Origin of the sequence: Halococcus agarilyticus (genome assembly GCF_000334895.1) — an archaeon.
Lineage (GTDB): Archaea > Halobacteriota > Halobacteria > Halobacteriales > Halococcaceae > Halococcus > Halococcus agarilyticus.
In genome coordinates this window covers 21,630-37,103 of sequence record NZ_BAFM01000025.1, presented here as the reverse complement: position 1 = coordinate 37,103, position 15,474 = coordinate 21,630, and the positions used below count along the sequence as shown (strand labels likewise).

The window sequence follows — 15,474 nt, the reverse complement described above, 5'->3', positions numbered from 1 at the left end:
AGGCACTTATACATCCATCTAATGTCTGTTCAAGTTTGTGGATTCGATGTAAATGAGTATTGACCAATGAGATGCCAATACCTTTCTGTTCGGTCACGATATTGAGCTATTCTCAGCTGCTCACAGTGAAAACCATCGGAAACTCCCCTCTGCCTGCCCAAACTAATTTGCTGATTCAAACACAAAGTGGGATATGGGAATCGGGCAGTGTGCCTCCGAAGCCACCGAAGATGGCTCTCCCTGCCAACGGTCCGCCCCACCGGATAAGACGTGTTTCATGCACGACGAGACCGGACCGCCCTCCGACCACGGAGCGCCCACCGACAACCCCAACGCAGTCGGAAACTCTGGTGGAGCAGCCCCTATTGGGAACACAAATGCCATGCGTCACGGTCGCCATATGGCTCCTGAGGACCTTCGTAAGACATTCTCCGAGGAAGAGCGGGCTATTCATACGATTCTCGTCCAAAGCCACCAGGAACGCGCCCCAACATACTCAAAGGAACGGGCGATGGAGTTGGCGGATGCTCAGGTGATGGAGACGCGCCTCACGGTGGAGTTGCTGGATGTTCTCTCCGAGGGTGAGGAGCCGTTTCCTACTCACACTATAGACGCATTCCTCGCTCGTAGCCGCGACCTCAGGGAGTTGGAGAACAGAGCACGAGAGGGGCGGCGGGAACGCAGGAACGTGAACACCGACAGCAGATAGAAATCTTCACAGGCTTGCCGCCCAGCGCGCTCGTTGAGACTCCCAGTGGACTTGACGCCGAGAATTTCTGTCGCTGAAGAGGAGGGGTGGGGAAAGCCACGACAACTCGTAATAAGTGGTACCATCCTTGATGAACCGACATGTCCGAATCTGATTCGGGATACGACGCGAAGACAGCGATTCCACTTCGGGTTTCGACGCGGGAGGAAGTCGTGATACCTCTCAAGAGAGGGGCTGAAACGTATGATTCTCTTATCCGAAAAATGGCGGAGCAGTACGACCCCGAGCAGGCCGAAACCGCGGGTTTCGAGAGATAACAATGAGGGTTGCACGTGCCCCATCTAGCCACGAAACGACCGTGTGCGAACGGCGATTTGAACGGTCACGCGACAGACCTGGCAGAGGAGAGGTGGTGCGGCTGTGGCGCACGTTCGGCAACGGCAGCTCATACACTTTCCGTCGAGATGGTGAGACGACATGACTGCCGACGACCCTGAGGAGGTTCAGGAGTTCGTCGCGGAGAACCGTGACCTGCTCGGTCGGATGCTCGCTCACGGCGATACCGAAGCCCGTGGGTACGCGCTCGCCCTGCTCGCAAACGGCGGAAAGACTGACGACTTCGAGCAGGTTCAACGCGAGTTCGACAAGCTCCGGGACGCCGACGAGGAATGACTCTATCCGTCGGACAGCGCCTCGACGAACCCTTGTGCGTCCTCGAAAAGGTCGGGGTTGTCCTCGAAGACCGTCATGAGGTCGCGGGCGCGGTTCACGTCCTCAAGCACCTCCGGGTTCTCTCCTGCGAGTCGAAACACGGCGTCCCGGAGTTCGCGTTGTTGAGCTTCGAGTTCCGGCATAGCGTCGTAGTCGAGCACCTGTCCGCACCACACGCACTTCGGTTCGTCGCGGGGCGTGTCCTTCCCGCACCGGGGACATTCGACGGGACCGAACGGTTCGGCGTCGTCTTCCTCGACCTCGACGCCGTGAAGTTTCGCGTACTCGGTATCGCTCTCGCCGCCGAAGCGAGCGACGTAGTGCGCTGTCGCGTCGCTTCCCCGTACCCGGCCCTGTCGGTCTTCGATGTACGCCTGACTCATGTCCTGCCGGGCGAGGAACGTCGCGCTCGACTTTCGGAAGTTCGTCGGGTCGTTCGGTTTCGTGACGCCCGCGCGCTCCGCCGCATTCTTAAAGATGTCGCGGAACCGGCGGTAGGTGAGCGGGTCGGACGCGCTCAACTTCGACCACAGCGGGGCGTTCGAGTCGTCGGGTGCGGGGTGCGCACTCCCGCCCCGCCCGTACAGCCACTGCCGAAGATACGGGACGCTCGGGATGAGTGGGACGGACCGCTGTCCCTGTTTCCCGTCAACCATGATTTGAAGACCATGCTCGTGGTCGTTCACGTTCCCGACGGTGAGGTCTTGAAGCTCGCCGCTCCGTGCTCCGGCGTCGAAGGCGACGGCGATGAGCGCGGCGTCGCGGGCGTTCTGCGTCGCCTTAATCATCGGCTTCACGTCCGCCTCCCATTCGAGCATATCGGCGGGGTCCGGCACGGGGTCGTGACTACTGCTCGTACCCGACGGGACCCATGTGATGGACGCCGGGGGTTCGTCGGGGTCGCCGTCGAGGCCATCGTCGGTGACGCGCTTCCCGAAGATGCGGAGCGCGGTTCGGTAGTCGTGTTTCGTGTATTCGTTGTCGTACTCGCTCTTAATCCAGAGAACGATGTCCTCCGCCGCTTCACGGCTTTCAAGAGCGTCAGTGAGCACTCCAGGTCCGACGTTCTCGGCGATTCGGGTACAGTGACGCAACAGTTTCTCCCGTCGGTAGTCGCCGTATTTGGAATCCAACAGTTGCATCCGCCGGTCGAATTCGAGCAGTGCGTCTCGGTCGCGGTCGTTCACGTCGCGCGGTTCCTCGTGGTCTTCGAGTTCATCCAGGTTTCCCCGAATTTGACGCTTGAGCGCGTCGAGCATCCTTACCGGGTCGGTCATGGCTCATATCTCAGTATTATACATAAGCTATTGAACCTTCGGTTCAAATCCCGGCCTAGGCTTGCTGCGGGAAACGAACGCAACGAGCGGCCGCCGAACGCACGGTTCGAACCACGTGATCCCGGCGCGAACGAACGACCTTCTCGCGGTCGGGTTCGAACTCCGGCTCGTGATTTCTCTTTCAGTTCTCGTCCACTCGGGCCCGGCGCTCGATCGGGCGTCGCGTCATTCGCTCGGCCGCCGAACCGGCAGCGGGTCGCTCGGCCCGAAGACGACCTCGAAGCGCGCCTCCGCCCCGTCGCCGTCGAGCGCGATTTCCCAGCCGTGGGCTTCGACGAGCGTGTCGACGATCGTGAGGCCGAGCCCCGGCACGTGGAGGGTGCTTTATGATCTCAGGGCGACAACCGTCCAGCCCATGTACGAAGCGCTCTTCGAGATCAGCGGGGGTGTGGCCTACGAGGACGCGACGCAGGGCACCGACGCGAAGATCGAACTGTGGTGCAACGACCACTGCGATCTGTTGCACGTCGGAAACGACGCGAACGAAGCGGTCAGAGGGGAGATCGAGGCGGCCGTCGGCGTCAGGGACACGATCACCGAGGGCAGTGAGTACGTCGTCGTCACCGACGAGTGTCTGAAGCCCCACACACAGGACAACGTCGAGACACACCTCGCGGCCACCGAGTGCCTCCTCCTGCCGCCACTGCGCTACGAGCGCGGCGCGAAGCTCTGTCGGGTGTTCGCGCTCGATCCCGCCAACCTGACGGCGTTCTACCGCGAGATCAACGAGCGATACCGGGTGACGGTGCGCTCGAAGCGCGAGACCACGACGATCGATCGAGAACACCCGCTGCTCTCCTTGCACTCGGCGATCCCGACGCTCTCGGATCGACAGCGCGAGGCGATCGTCGCCGCCCACGAGGCCGGCTACTACGCCATTCCCCGTGGAACGACGACGACCGAACTCGGCACCGAGCTCGGCATCGACCGCCGCACGTTCGAGGAGCACCTCCGTCGGGCCGAGAACAAGCTCCTCGGCGCGCTCGTCGAACGGCTGTACGGCTGACGATCGCCCGCCGGCAGAGAGGACTCTCCGTCACCTCGTGACGCGCCGGACCACGTCGCCGTCCGGTTCGATCGCGTCGACGTCCGCCGCGGTGAGCGCGAGGTCGACTTCGATCTCCACGAGGTAGTCCTCGTGGGCCAGCTGATGGACGCCCAACACCGTGTGGCTCGGGTACGGTTCCGCGAACGTCTCCCAGTAGACGTCCTTGTACCCCGCGTGGTAGTTCGAGTGCGGGTCGACGATGTGGGTCGTGACCTTCGTCACGTCGGCGAACTCCTTGCCGATCGCCGCGAGGAGGTGGCCGAGGTTCTCGTACGCCCGGCGTGCCTGGCTTGCGATGTCGTCGCCGACGATCTCGCCGTCGGCGTCCATCGCCACCTGGCCGGCCATGGAGAACTCGCCGTTCTCGATGACGGCGTGGTTGTAGCCGATGCTTTGCGCGTCCTTGAGTTCGTCCGGGTTGATGAGCAGTCGTTCCATGGTGGTGATCGAGAGACGCCACGGGCCACGGTCGGGGCGGCGTCGGTGGCGAGCCGCGACGGCAGCGGTCGACGACCGTCGAGGTGGCTCGCGACCGCTCGTGGCGAATTCCCCGGATCGATACATAAAGATTGTCGTGTCGAAGACGTCGGGATCGGTCCGGGGCCGGATCGACGACAGTGGTCGTCGTGCGAGCTACACCGCTTCGACCCGCTCGAACAGGTACGCACCGAGGGAGACCATGACGACCGACGAGACCACGAGCGCGCCGAAGTTCACGAGGAGCGGATACGTCGACGTGCCGACCAGCGCCGCCCGGAGGCCGTCGACGCCGTAGGTCAGCGGATTGATGTACGCGAGCGGCTGGACCAGCTCGGGCAGACCCTCGATGGGAACGATCGCGCCCGAGAGGATGAACAGCGGGAAGATGACGAACTGGACGATCAGGCTGAATCCCTCGCTGTCGGAGAACTGCGACGCCAGCGCGATGCCGAAGCCGACGAACGTCGTCGCGATCAACACGAGGAAGACCGCTGCGAGCGGCAGCGAGAGCCAGCCCGCGAGCTCGAACCCGAGCGGGATCGAGATCGCGAGGATGAGCACCGCCTGGACGATCGCCGTCGTCGACCCGCCGGCGATCCGACCGAGAACTATGGAGGTCCGACTCACCGGTGCGACGAGGATCTCCTTCAGGAAGCCGACGTCCTGGTCCGAGAGGATCGAGATCCCCGCGATCGAGGCCCCCAGCAGCATCGTGAACCCGACGATCCCGGGAACGAGATACTGGAGATACGCGACGCCCTCCGGGAGTCCGGGGATCGCCCCGCCGTCGAGACCGAAGCCCAGCAACACGAGAAAGAGTAGGGGAAACACGAGCGAGCCGACGATCTGCGAGGGCGTCCGCAGGAACCGCTTCACGTCGCGGAGCCAGAGCCCGTAGATGCCGAGGGGATCGACGAGGCTCATCGTCTCGCCCTCGCGGCCTGCGACGACCGGTCGCGCGAGGCCGGCTCCGTCGACGGTTCGTCGGCCTCACGCTCGGTCAGCGTGCTGCCGGTGAGCGAGAGGAAGACGTTCTCGAGGCTCGGCTTCTCGAGATCCACGGCCGTGATCGTCGCCTCCGTCTCGTCGGCGAGCCGGACGAGGTCGACGATTCTCGTCGCACCCCGTTCGAGCGTGACGGCGATCCCCTCGTCGGTTCGATCGCGCTCGCGCACCCACGGCCGGTCGCCGAGACGGTCGACGAACTCGTTCGCCTGGCCATCGAGCCCGAGCGTGACGACGTCGCCGCCCAGCGAGTCCTTGAGCCCCTCGGGCGAATCGATCGCGACGATCTCGCCCTGGTCCATGATCGCCACTCGCTCACAGAGGAAGTCCGCCTCGTCCATATAGTGGGTCGTGATGACGATGGTGACGCCCGACTCGCGGTTGAGTCGCTGGATGTACTCCCAGGTGTCTCGACGGGTTCGGGCGTCCAGCCCCGTGGTGGGCTCGTCGAGGAAGAGCACCTCGGGTTCGTGCATCAGCCCGCGGCCGATCTCCAGTCGGCGCTGCATCCCCCCGGAGTAGCTCTCGACCGTGTCGTCCGCCTCGTCGGCGAGGTCGACGAGTTCGAGCACTTCCGGGATGCGCTCCTCGCGTTCCGCCTTTCGCTTGCCGTACATCCGGCCGTGAAAGGCGAGATTCTCCGTGCCCGTCAGCTCCTCGTCGATCGCGGGTTCCTGGAAGACGATGCCGAGACTGTCGCGCACGTCGCCGGTTTCGTCGTGGATATCGTGGCCGTTGACCCGTGCAGTCCCGCTCGTCGATCCGAGCAGCGTCACCAGCATGTTGATGAGGGTCGACTTCCCCGCCCCGTTGGGGCCGAGGAGGCCGAACACCTCGCCCTGCTCGACCGCGAACGACAGGTCGTCCACCGCCGTGACCGTGCCGAACTCCTTGGTCAGCCCGTCTACGTGGATGGCGTCCATTCGACCGATTGCTCCTGTCCTAACTGAACGGTCAGTCTATGTAAGTCTGTCGCGTCAGGATCGCTCCCCTCGTGGCTGGACGAGGCGAGACGAAAGACTGAATACTGACTAACCGTACAGTCAGATATGGGCAGATCGCTCTCGAAGAAGCGGCCGTGGCTCGCCGTGTTGCTCACCGTCCTCGCGACGGGAGCCGGACACGTGTATCTCCGGCGGTGGCGTCGGGCGTTCGGCTGGCTCGCGGTCGCGTTCGTCACCAGCTACCTGCTCGTACCGGCGTCGGCGCTCGAAGCGTTCGTCGCCGGTGGTGCGGTCGCGTGGCTCGACCTCCTCCCGCTGCTCGTCGTGAGCGTGCTCAGCGCGCTCGACGCCTACCAGCTCGCCGTCGTCGACAACTCCCTTCATCGCGTCCACACCCACGATGGGGACGGCCCGACGGTGTGCCCCTCGTGCGGCCGACCGGCGGACGACGAGCTCGACTTCTGCCAGTGGTGTGCGACGCCGCTCGCTGGCGAAACCGGAATCTGATCGTCGGAGCGGGATGTTCGATCGTACCGAGTCCGTCCGACCCTACGACTCCTCGCCGACGGTCTGCTGTCGCTGTCGCGTCGTCGGTCGCTACCGGATGCCGTTCGCGAAAACGGTACGCTTTTTGTTTTTGACTGAATAGTTAGTCTACATGACCACCGACGCGGCCGACCAAACCGGGACGCAGACGGCGATCATGGAGGCCACCTATCGGGCGCTGTGCGAACACGGGTACGCCGATCTCACGATCCAGGCGATCGCGGACGAGTTCGCGAAGAGCAAATCGCTGCTCTACTACCACTACGACACCAAAGACGAGATCCTCGTCGCGTTCCTGGAGTACGTCCTCGATCAGTTCACCGTGGAGGAGGCGGTCGACACGGCCGACGCTCCCGACGACCAGTTGCGGACGCTCGTCGACAACTTCGTGCCGGAATCGCCCACGACGGAGCAGCGCGAGTTCCAGGTCGCGCTGTTCGAACTCCGCTCGCGCGCGCTCTCGGACGAGGCGTACCGCGAACAGTTCAGCCGTGCCGACCGTCTCGTCCGTGACACGCTCGTCGACGTCCTGACCGCTGGCGTCGACGACGACATCTTCCGGGACGTCGACGTCGAGCGGACGGCGGATCACCTCGTCTCGGCGATCGACGGCGCGATGCTCCGACGCGCCTCCACCACCGACGACGCGACGAAAACCCGCGAGGCGCTGCTGGCGTTCGTCGACTCACACCTTCTCGCGAACGACTAGACGGAAACCGTCGGTTCGCGGGCCGGTCGCCGTTCGTGACTCCGACGCGGCTCCGGGCACCACGACCGGCAGCTACGCCCGCTGCCAACGACCGGCACGCCACTCCCAGAGGAGTTCGAACCCGATCCATCCGAGCCCCCACACGAGGACGACCGTCGACACGATCGCCGTCGTGGCGAGCATCCCCAGCGATCCCGTGACCGCGACGAGCACCGGATAGCACACCGCCGTGAGCGCGACCGCCACCACGAGGCCACCCATCGCACACGAGTAGTGTTCGAGTCTTCGGACCTCCTTCGGGCCGTCTCGCCCGCCTTCGGGAACGACCGACCGCTCTCTCCCGCCTGACCCATGTGGTGTGTACACAACCGACACCTGTTCGAAGGTAGATCACCGACGATTGTTAACCATTTCGGCGACGGTTCGCCCCGAGTGACGGCTCCGGGTCACCGCTCGTTCACCTGGTTCGAAGCGCGGTCGCGTGGCCGCTGGGTCGTCGTCCCCGAGGCGTTCCGAACCCTCAGTTCCCCTGCATACCGCCGCAAAAATTTGAAAATAGAACGGTCGTCACATTCATATGTTTCTGGATCGTATCGGCGAGTGTGTGCGTGACATGGCCGCAATCCAGACGAACGAGCTGACGAAATACTACGGCGAGACCCGTGGTATCGAGGATCTCACGCTCGACGTGCGCGAGGGCGAGGTGTTCGGGTTCCTCGGGCCGAACGGGGCGGGCAAGTCGACCACCATCCGGACGCTGATGGGGTTTCAGTCGCCGACCGGCGGCAGCGCCACCGTGCTGGGCCACGACGTCACCGACCGGAGCGCGATGATCGAGGCCAAGCGCTCCATCGGGTATATCCCGGCCGAGATGGGGTTCGACGAGAGCGTCACCGGCAAGCGATTCCTGCGGTACCAGGCCTCCCTCAAGGGCGATTCTCGCAGCGAAGAGTTACTGGAACTGTTCGACCCGCCGATGGACCGCGAGATCGGTGAGTACTCCACGGGCAACAAGCGCAAGCTCGCGGTCGTGCTCGCGTTCATGCACGACCCCGATCTCGTCATCATGGACGAACCCACGTCGGGGCTCGACCCGCTGATGCAGGAGCGCTTCTACGAGTTCATCCGCGAGGAGCAAGAACAGGGTGTGACCTTCTTCTTCTCCTCGCACATCCTGAGCGAGGTCCAGAAGATCTGTGACCGCGTGGGTGTCATCCGGAACGGTCACCTCGTCGAGCTCGAGGACGTCGAGACGCTGCTCGACCGCACCGGAAAACGCGTCTCGGCGCACGTCGCCGGATCGATCGAACCTGGGGCCTTCGACATCGACGGCGCACACGACGTCACGATCAGCGGCGACGACGACTCTTCCCAGCCCACGGCGGCCGACGGTGGTGAGCGCGAGCGAAGCGAGCGCGATCCTCGGCGGAACGCGGAGCGATCCGACGGTGGTGAGCGCGAGCGAAGCGAGCGCGATCCTCGGCGGAACGCGGAGCGATCCGACGGTGGTGAGCGAACCAACGGGTCAGCGCCCCCCTCGACCGAGCAGAACGCGAACGAAAGCGGCACGGGCGAGGACGCCGCCTCGGACCAACGCGATGGCGACTCGTCCGGGAGCGGCCGCGAGGGAACGACGGTGAGCTTCACCTATACGGGCGATTACAACGTGTTGCTCGAACACCTGGTCGAGTACGACATCCTCGACCTCGACATCGCGGATCGCCCCCCTGGAGGACGTGTTCATGCGCTTTTACGGCGAGGTCGACCCCGACGAGGAGTCGGGCACCATCGGCCGATCGGATCGGAGCGGTGAGGCGGATGTTTGAAGTCGCGCGCTACGAGGGCGAGCGCCGGCTCGTGCTCGGGGCCACCATCGCGGTCGCGGCGAGTTTCTACGGTGCGATGTTCGTCGCGCTCGCGCCCTCGTTTACCGACTTCGACGTCGAGGCGCTCTTTGCGGGGCTTCCCCAACAGTTCACCGAGGGCCTCGGCATCTCGGCGATCGACACGCTACCAGGGCTGCTCGCGGTCGAACTGTTCCAGGTGGGCTGGGTGCTGGTGCTCGGCCTCTATCTCGCCTACAGCGCGGCCTCGATGATCGCAGGCGACGTCGCGTCAGGCCGGATGGACACGCTGCTCTCCGCACCGGTCTCCCGATCGAAGCTCGTCGTCGAGGAGTTTTCCTCGCTGTTGGTGCCGATCCTCGCGGTCAACGCGATCACGCCGATCGTACTCTACGCCGGATCGGTGATCATCGACGACCCGCTCGTCGTCGAGAACCTCGTCATGCTGCACGCGCTGGCCGTTCCGTATCTGCTCTGCTGTGCGGCGGTCGGGTTCGCGTTCTCGGTGTTCCTCACTGACGAGGATCTCGCCCAGATCGCCTCGATCGGGGTGCTGGTCGTTGCGTTCCTGATCGAGACGCTGCTCATCGGCACCGACTACGAGGTGCTGGGCGTGATCGCGCCGATGAACTACTTCGATCCCACCGAAATCCTCGTCGACGGGACCTTCGACTGGGCGGGCGGAGCCATCCTGCTCGCTGCGGCCGCGGTACTGGTCTTCGCGAGTCAGTGGCGGTTCACGAGGATGGATATCTGATGACCCTCGACGTCCTGCGCTACGATGGCCGAAAGCGGATCAGGGGTACACTCGGACTCAGCGGCGCGTTCGCGCTGATGGCGCTCGCCTTCGTGGCGTTCACGCCGCTGATCACGACGAACATCGCGGCCAACGAGCAGTTCGAGCAGGTGATCACGGACTTGCCTCGACCGTTCATCGAGGCGTTCGGCTTGGAGAGCTTGTCGAGCCTCGAAGGCCTACTCGCCGGGGAGTTCTACACCCTCTTCTGGGCGGTCTTCTTCGGGCTCTATCTGGCCTACAGCGCGGCGGGATCGATCCGAGGCGACATCGACACCGACCGGATGGACGTGCTGCTCTCGAACCCGGTCTCACGGACGAGCGTGCTCGTCGAGAAGTTCCTCTCGCTGCTGGTGCCGATCCTCGTCGCGAGCGTCGTCACGCCGGCGGTGATCTACGCCGGAACGCTGTTCATCGACGCCTCGATCGCCGTCGAGGAACTCCTGATGGTCCACGTCCTCTCGATCCCCTACCTGCTGTGCTGTGGAGCCATCGGGCTCGTCCTCTCCGTCCTGTTCGACAGTCGGGATACCGCCCAGAACGCCGCCATCGGGCTGATATTTTCGTTGTACCTGCTCGAATCGTTCATCACTGCGACCGACTTCGGCTGGGTGGCGAACGTCGCGCCGATGGCCTACTTCGACGCCAACGAGATCCTCGTCGAGGGGAGCTACGACTTCGCAAGCGCTGGAATCTTGCTTATCGCCACCCTGGTGTTGGTGGCCGTGAGCCAGTTCCGCTTCACGAGGATGGACATCCAGTGACTCGAACGCAGCGCCCGGGACCCGAACCCGAACTACCGCACCACCGACCCACGACTGACAGATGAAAGGATTCAGTGACGAAAAGCGAGATCTCCTCCGAGAAGAGCTCCTCGACACGGGTCGAAAACAGTTCGCGCGCTACGGACTCGACAAGACCACGATCGCCGACCTCACAGGAGAGATCGACGTCGCGCCGAGCACGTTCTACCAGTTCTTCGACTCGAAGGACGAGTGCTACCTCGCGGTCCTCGAACGCGAGACCGAGCGCTTCTACGGGCGCGCCGTCACGCCCCTGGAGGGGACGGACGATCCCGAGCGCGCTATTCGGGAATTCCTCCGGATCACGTTCGAGGAGCTGGAGACGAACCCGCTCGTCGAGCAGCTGTTCACCGGCGACGACTACGAGCGGCTGACCCGCCTCTACTCCGACGAGGAACTGGCCGAACAGGTCGATCGTGAGCTCGGCTATCTCCGGCCGTACATCGAAACGTGGCAGGCCGAGGGGAAGATCCGAGACGGCGATCCCGAGGCGATCGCCGGTACCATCGAGGCGGCGGCGACCCTCGCGCCGTACCGCGAGGAGATCGGCGAGGACCGCTACCCCGCGATCCGTGAGATGATGATCGAGACGATCGCCGCCGGGCTCACGACCACGACGGATCGGGGTGACGATCCATACGACGACCGGGCGCACGACTGACCGATCGCGTCACAGGGGACCTCACATCGCCGACCGGGCCGGCGGTCGGTATTCCGCGAACAGCTCGACGAGCACCTTGAGAAGGCCGAGCACGACCGGCCCGAAGAACAGTCCCATGAAGCCGAACACCGTGAGGCCGCCGAAGAGGCCGACGACGAACAGGCCGGGGTTGAGTCGCGCCTCGCGCCCGCCGATCATCGGCCGGAGGTAGTTATCGGAGAGACTCACCACGAGCGCACCGTAGCCGAACAGCGCCACGGCGATCACCGGGCGATCGACCAGCACGAGATAGCCGGTGGCCGGGATCCAGACGACCGACGCGCCGATGATCGGCAACAGCGCGAGGATCGTGGTCGCGATCGTCCAGAAGATCGCGTTCGGCACGCCGAGGGCGGCGAACCCGATCCCGACGAGCACACCTTGGACGACCGCAACGAGGATGTTGCCGAACACGACCGCCCACATCAGCCGATCGCTTCGCTCGTAGAGCCGATCGATCGTCGTGTCCCTGACCGGCGAGACGGAGCGGAGCCACGCGGCGAGCGCCGGGCCGTCCGCGAGCAGGTAGTAGAGCACGAACAGGAAGAGAGTGATGCCGATCGCGATGTCCGAGAGGCTGCCGAGCACGCTCACGACGTTGCCGAGCACTTGGCTCGCGCCGTCGAGGAGTGCCGTTGTGCTGTCCCCGCCGGAGCCGCCAAACAGCGCGGACGGATCGAGGTTCCCCTCCGACAGGATCCGTTCGATGTCCATGGGGATGCCGGTCCGCTCGCTCAGCTGGCTCTCGATCGCCCCGAGGCTGAACTCGCCGCGCTCGATCGCTACGAGGATCGCCGAGGCCTGGCTGACGGCGACGCCGAGGAGCACCCCCAGCGGGACGATCACGGCGAGAAAGGAGCCGACGATGAGCAGTCCCGCCGACGTCCGGCTCCCGACGCGCTCGCGCAGACGGCGCTGGAGGGGGTAGAGCAGGTACGCGAGGAGGATCGCGAGCAGCAGATACTGCTCGTAGGGGAGGACCATGAGTACGGCGACCGCGCCGAGGAGGACGATCGCGGCGAGGAGTAAACCCCGTTCGATGGACATACCGCTGCGCATGCGTGGCATACTCATAAGGGTCCGTGCCGCTCGGCGCGCGAACCCCATCCCGCAGCCGCTCTGCAACCACACCACAGCCTCTTGTGGCGCAAGCGTGATACCCGTGCCACCCTTGCTCCGGACGATGGCCGGGATCGCCCGTGCGCTCGCGGTGGCCTGCCTCGTCGTCCTCGCCGGCTGTGTCGGCGGGGGGCTCCCCGACGAACTCGCCGGCTACACGGGTGATCCCGACAACCCCTACCCCGACGACGAGCTGACCGTCGCGCTCGATCCGGGCGACGCCGACCGCGCGTTCGACCCGCTCGTGCGCGAGGCGCTCACCTACTGGGAGCAAAACGACGACCGCTACCTCGATTTCACGGTGAACTTCACGCTCGTGCCGAACGCGACCGACCCCGACCTCCGGGTGACGTTCCAGTCGTCGCTCGAACGCTGCGGCGAGGTCGAGACGGCTGCCGGCTGCGCGCCGCGCGTCACTCGCCCACCCCAGACCGCAAACACCGTCGACGTCCGGGTGCTCGACGACCTCTCGAACGAGTCCACGGTTCGAGTCCTTGAACACGAACTCGGCCACACGCTCGGGCTGAGCCACGACGACCCGCCGACCCGACTCATGCGAGCGCACGCAGTGCTCACGTCGCTCCCCGAACCCAACGCGAGCGAGCGAACGCTCCCCTGGGACGACCCGACGCTCACGGTGTTCGCCGATCTCGACGCCGTCCCTGCCGACGAGCGCGACGCGGTCGACGAACAGCTCCGTCGCGCGCTCTCGTACTACGACCGCGGCGCGGACGGCCTCGCCCCCACAAACCTGTCCTTCCTGCGGGTCGACTCGTTCGAGAACGCCGACGTGGTGATCCACTTCCCCGCCGATCCGCCCTGTGAGGCCGACGCCCGATCGTGCGGCTCGGTGTACGGCGTCGATCCCGACGGCGACAGCGCGCTCGAACGCTACACCCGTGTCGACATCTCCCTGACCGGCGTCGACACCGACGCGGCCGCGTGGCACGTCGCTCGCCGGCTCGCGCTCGGGTTCGGGGCCGAGAACGGCAACGAGTCGGCGTACCCGCCGGTGCTCCGCGCGTCGACGGACGGCGAGGAACGTCGGGGTGACTGGTGGCGGTAGTCCGCTGGGTCACCGAAGCACTGCCGGCTCCCACTCGCGCCGCGTGATCGAGTAGCCCCCACACTCCGGGCACACCTGGCGGCGTCCCTCGAACCCCGCTCCACAGTCCGTACAGACGTACTCCGCGTCGCGGTCTTCCCCCGCTACCCGACGCTTGAGTCGATCGAGATATCCCATCGAGGGCTGCTCCTGTCCCGGCAATCGGCCACAAAGGTTAAATACTTTCTCCAAGGACCGCTCCCGGTTCGGCGGCGATCAGGCAGGAGGAACCGAGTGCTCGACGTCCTGCCTACGAATCCGTCGGCGTCTCGGGCTCGATCGCGTCGGGAACCAGGGCGGCACGGAGAACGAACGAGCCGATCAACACCGCGAGCGCGCCGAGCGACCACCGGATCTCGGTCGATCCGAGCCCGATCATGGCGACGGCGATCCCCGCGAACGCCACGATCGCCAGGGCGTCGCCGCCCGGGGCACGGAACGGCGATTCGATATCGGTGCGGTAGTGGCGCAAACCGACGAACGACAGTATGTTGAGCGCGTACGGCACGCCGGTCCCGACGACGGCGGCGACGACCAGGAGCTGCGAGAAGTACCCGGGAACCGTGACGAGCGCGCCCGCGACGACCCCGACGGCGAGCACGCCCACCCACGGGACCCGAAACCCGCTCGTCGCGGCGAACGCCCGCGGCAGCGTGTCGTTGCGTCCCAGCGCGAACAGCACGCGCCCCGCGCTCATCACGCCGACGAGCAGCGTGGTGAAGATGGCGATCACCGCGCCGAACGCGAGCAGGGAGCGGAGCCACGGGAGCCCGATCGCGCCGGCGGCCACCCCGAGCGGTGCGGTGATCGCAGCGCTGTCCGCCGCAAAGCGCTCGATCGGAACGACGCCGTGGACCGCGGCGACGATCGCGGTGTAGAGCAGCGTTGCGGCGGCGAGCGAGACGAGGATCGCGCGGGGGACGGTTCGCGACGGCGTCTCGATCTCCTCCACCACCGACGGGATCGCGGTCCACGCGCCGTAGGCGGTGAGTGCGACCTGGACGGCGGCGAAAAATCGCACCGGGCCGGCCGCGAAGAACGGCTCGTAGTTGCTCGGCCGGAAGCGGGCGAACCCGCTGGCCACGAACGCACACAGCACCGCGAGCAACAGTGCCGACAGGAGCAGGTTCGCTCGACTCGTGACGTCGACGCCGAGGAGGTTGACGAGCGTGGCCGCCCCGATGGCGACGAGCGCCACGAGCGGGACGTGACCGCCCGCAGCCGGCACCAGGATTGCGAGGTAGTCGGCGATCGCGAGCGCCGACACGCTGATCCCGAACACCCAGCCGACGGTGTAGCAGACCCCCTCCAGATAGCTCGCGAACGCGCGGATCGCGGGCGAGGGGCCGAGCGTCTCGTAGGGAAACACCGCGACCGCCCCCGTCTCCGGGAACGCGAGCGCGAGTTCGGTGTAGCAGAGCGCGATCGCGAGCATCAACACGCCGGCCACCAGCCACGCGCCGACCGCCGACGGACCGGTCAGCCGACCGGTCGAGCCCGGGAACACGAAGATCGCGGAGCCGACCATCCCGCCGAGACTCAACAGAACACAGTCGAGCGTTCCCAACTCCCCCTCGAAAACCGACTCACCGCTCATTCGGCCGTCCCGGTCGGTTCG

At 65.4% G+C, this 15,474-nt stretch carries 20 protein-coding genes; 11 read left to right on the top strand and 9 right to left on the bottom strand.

All coding sequences use genetic code 11. The annotated features are described in order from the left end of the window. Window positions 1–400 precede the first annotated feature (400 nt). The 3 genes from TX76_RS15475 (at window position 401) to TX76_RS15470 (ending at window position 1,381) form a co-directional block, all read left to right on the top strand. Window positions 401–709 carry a hypothetical protein gene (locus TX76_RS15475; RefSeq protein ID WP_049903688.1) on the top strand — a complete coding sequence of 103 codons (309 nt, stop codon included), beginning with the start codon at window positions 401–403 and terminating at the stop codon, window positions 707–709. Window positions 710–849: 140 nt separating this feature from the next. Then, a complete protein-coding gene (locus tag TX76_RS18205; protein ID WP_195156080.1) occupies window positions 850–1,026 on the top strand; it encodes a hypothetical protein in 177 nt (58 codons plus the stop codon). Window positions 1,027–1,186: 160 nt separating this feature from the next. Beyond that, window positions 1,187–1,381, top strand: a complete 195-nt coding sequence (locus tag TX76_RS15470) for a hypothetical protein (RefSeq protein WP_049903685.1) — start codon at window positions 1,187–1,189, stop codon at window positions 1,379–1,381. A 2-nt stretch (window positions 1,382–1,383) separates the two neighbouring features. On the opposite strand, the gene TX76_RS15465 is transcribed toward TX76_RS15470, so the two are convergent. Both TX76_RS15465 and TX76_RS17755 read right to left on the bottom strand, forming a co-directional pair. Beyond that, window positions 1,384–2,697: a site-specific integrase gene (locus TX76_RS15465; protein ID WP_049903683.1), complete on the bottom strand. Its 1,314-nt coding sequence runs from the start codon at window positions 2,695–2,697 to the stop codon at window positions 1,384–1,386. A gap of 225 nt (window positions 2,698–2,922) precedes the next feature. Next, window positions 2,923–3,069: a HAMP domain-containing histidine kinase gene (locus TX76_RS17755; protein ID WP_154019106.1), complete on the bottom strand. Its 147-nt coding sequence runs from the start codon at window positions 3,067–3,069 to the stop codon at window positions 2,923–2,925. A gap of 43 nt (window positions 3,070–3,112) precedes the next feature. Between TX76_RS17755 and TX76_RS15460 the strand changes: the two genes are divergently transcribed. Continuing rightward, complete coding sequence (locus TX76_RS15460) at window positions 3,113–3,763, top strand: helix-turn-helix domain-containing protein (RefSeq protein WP_049903681.1); 651 nt, start codon at window positions 3,113–3,115, stop codon at window positions 3,761–3,763. Between the two features lie 30 nt (window positions 3,764–3,793). On the opposite strand, the gene TX76_RS15455 is transcribed toward TX76_RS15460, so the two are convergent. From TX76_RS15455 to TX76_RS15445, 3 genes are all read right to left on the bottom strand, one after another. After that, window positions 3,794–4,243 carry a RidA family protein gene (locus tag TX76_RS15455; protein WP_049903693.1) on the bottom strand — a complete coding sequence of 150 codons (450 nt, stop codon included), beginning with the start codon at window positions 4,241–4,243 and terminating at the stop codon, window positions 3,794–3,796. Between the two features lie 195 nt (window positions 4,244–4,438). Continuing rightward, window positions 4,439–5,209 carry an ABC transporter permease gene (locus TX76_RS15450; protein WP_049903679.1) on the bottom strand — a complete coding sequence of 257 codons (771 nt, stop codon included), beginning with the start codon at window positions 5,207–5,209 and terminating at the stop codon, window positions 4,439–4,441. Then, window positions 5,206–6,213, bottom strand: a complete 1,008-nt coding sequence (locus TX76_RS15445) for an ATP-binding cassette domain-containing protein (RefSeq protein ID WP_049903678.1) — start codon at window positions 6,211–6,213, stop codon at window positions 5,206–5,208. Before TX76_RS15445 ends, TX76_RS15450 begins: the two co-directional genes overlap by 4 nt. 126 nt (window positions 6,214–6,339) lie before the next feature. On the opposite strand from TX76_RS15445, the gene TX76_RS15440 reads away from it, so the two are divergent. Both TX76_RS15440 and TX76_RS15435 read left to right on the top strand, forming a co-directional pair. After that, window positions 6,340–6,741, top strand: coding sequence for a zinc ribbon domain-containing protein (locus tag TX76_RS15440; RefSeq protein WP_049903676.1), 402 nt, complete (start codon window positions 6,340–6,342; stop codon window positions 6,739–6,741). Between the two features lie 151 nt (window positions 6,742–6,892). Further along, on the top strand, window positions 6,893–7,489 hold the full coding sequence (locus TX76_RS15435) for a TetR/AcrR family transcriptional regulator (RefSeq protein ID WP_049903675.1): 597 nt from the start codon (window positions 6,893–6,895) through the stop codon (window positions 7,487–7,489). Between the two features lie 72 nt (window positions 7,490–7,561). Here TX76_RS15435 and TX76_RS15430 read toward each other — a convergent pair whose 3' ends face one another. Beyond that, on the bottom strand, window positions 7,562–7,864 hold the full coding sequence (locus tag TX76_RS15430) for a hypothetical protein (protein ID WP_228842404.1): 303 nt from the start codon (window positions 7,862–7,864) through the stop codon (window positions 7,562–7,564). A gap of 238 nt (window positions 7,865–8,102) precedes the next feature. Between TX76_RS15430 and TX76_RS15425 the strand changes: the two genes are divergently transcribed. The 4 genes from TX76_RS15425 to TX76_RS15410 all read left to right on the top strand — a co-directional run bounded on the left by TX76_RS15425 (window position 8,103) and on the right by TX76_RS15410 (window position 11,593). Next, a complete protein-coding gene (locus TX76_RS15425; RefSeq protein ID WP_228842405.1) occupies window positions 8,103–9,302 on the top strand; it encodes an ABC transporter ATP-binding protein in 1,200 nt (399 codons plus the stop codon). A 5-nt stretch (window positions 9,303–9,307) separates the two neighbouring features. Then, complete coding sequence (locus TX76_RS15420; RefSeq protein WP_049903671.1) at window positions 9,308–10,090, top strand: ABC transporter permease subunit; 783 nt, start codon at window positions 9,308–9,310, stop codon at window positions 10,088–10,090. Beyond that, the gene (locus TX76_RS15415) at window positions 10,090–10,893 is read left to right on the top strand and encodes an ABC transporter permease subunit (protein ID WP_049903670.1); all 804 of its coding nucleotides are present in this window, start codon (window positions 10,090–10,092) and stop codon (window positions 10,891–10,893) included. The genes TX76_RS15420 and TX76_RS15415 overlap by 1 nt, the downstream gene beginning before the upstream one ends. A 61-nt stretch (window positions 10,894–10,954) precedes the next feature. Beyond that, window positions 10,955–11,593 (top strand): TetR/AcrR family transcriptional regulator, encoded by a 639-nt coding sequence (locus tag TX76_RS15410; RefSeq protein WP_049903667.1) that lies wholly within the window; start codon window positions 10,955–10,957, stop codon window positions 11,591–11,593. Window positions 11,594–11,614: 21 nt separating this feature from the next. Here TX76_RS15410 and TX76_RS15405 read toward each other — a convergent pair whose 3' ends face one another. Beyond that, the gene (locus TX76_RS15405) at window positions 11,615–12,679 is read right to left on the bottom strand and encodes an AI-2E family transporter (protein ID WP_049903665.1); all 1,065 of its coding nucleotides are present in this window, start codon (window positions 12,677–12,679) and stop codon (window positions 11,615–11,617) included. Between the two features lie 136 nt (window positions 12,680–12,815). Between TX76_RS15405 and TX76_RS15400 the strand changes: the two genes are divergently transcribed. After that, entirely contained in the window at window positions 12,816–13,817 is a 1,002-nt protein-coding gene (locus TX76_RS15400; RefSeq protein WP_049903664.1) for a matrixin, read from the top strand. 9 nt (window positions 13,818–13,826) lie between these two features. Here TX76_RS15400 and TX76_RS18200 read toward each other — a convergent pair whose 3' ends face one another. Beyond that, the gene (locus tag TX76_RS18200) at window positions 13,827–13,994 is read right to left on the bottom strand and encodes an FmdB family zinc ribbon protein (RefSeq protein ID WP_195156079.1); all 168 of its coding nucleotides are present in this window, start codon (window positions 13,992–13,994) and stop codon (window positions 13,827–13,829) included. Between the two features lie 112 nt (window positions 13,995–14,106). Then, on the bottom strand, window positions 14,107–15,453 hold the full coding sequence (locus TX76_RS15395; RefSeq protein WP_049903691.1) for an APC family permease: 1,347 nt from the start codon (window positions 15,451–15,453) through the stop codon (window positions 14,107–14,109). Window positions 15,454–15,474 lie beyond the last annotated feature (21 nt).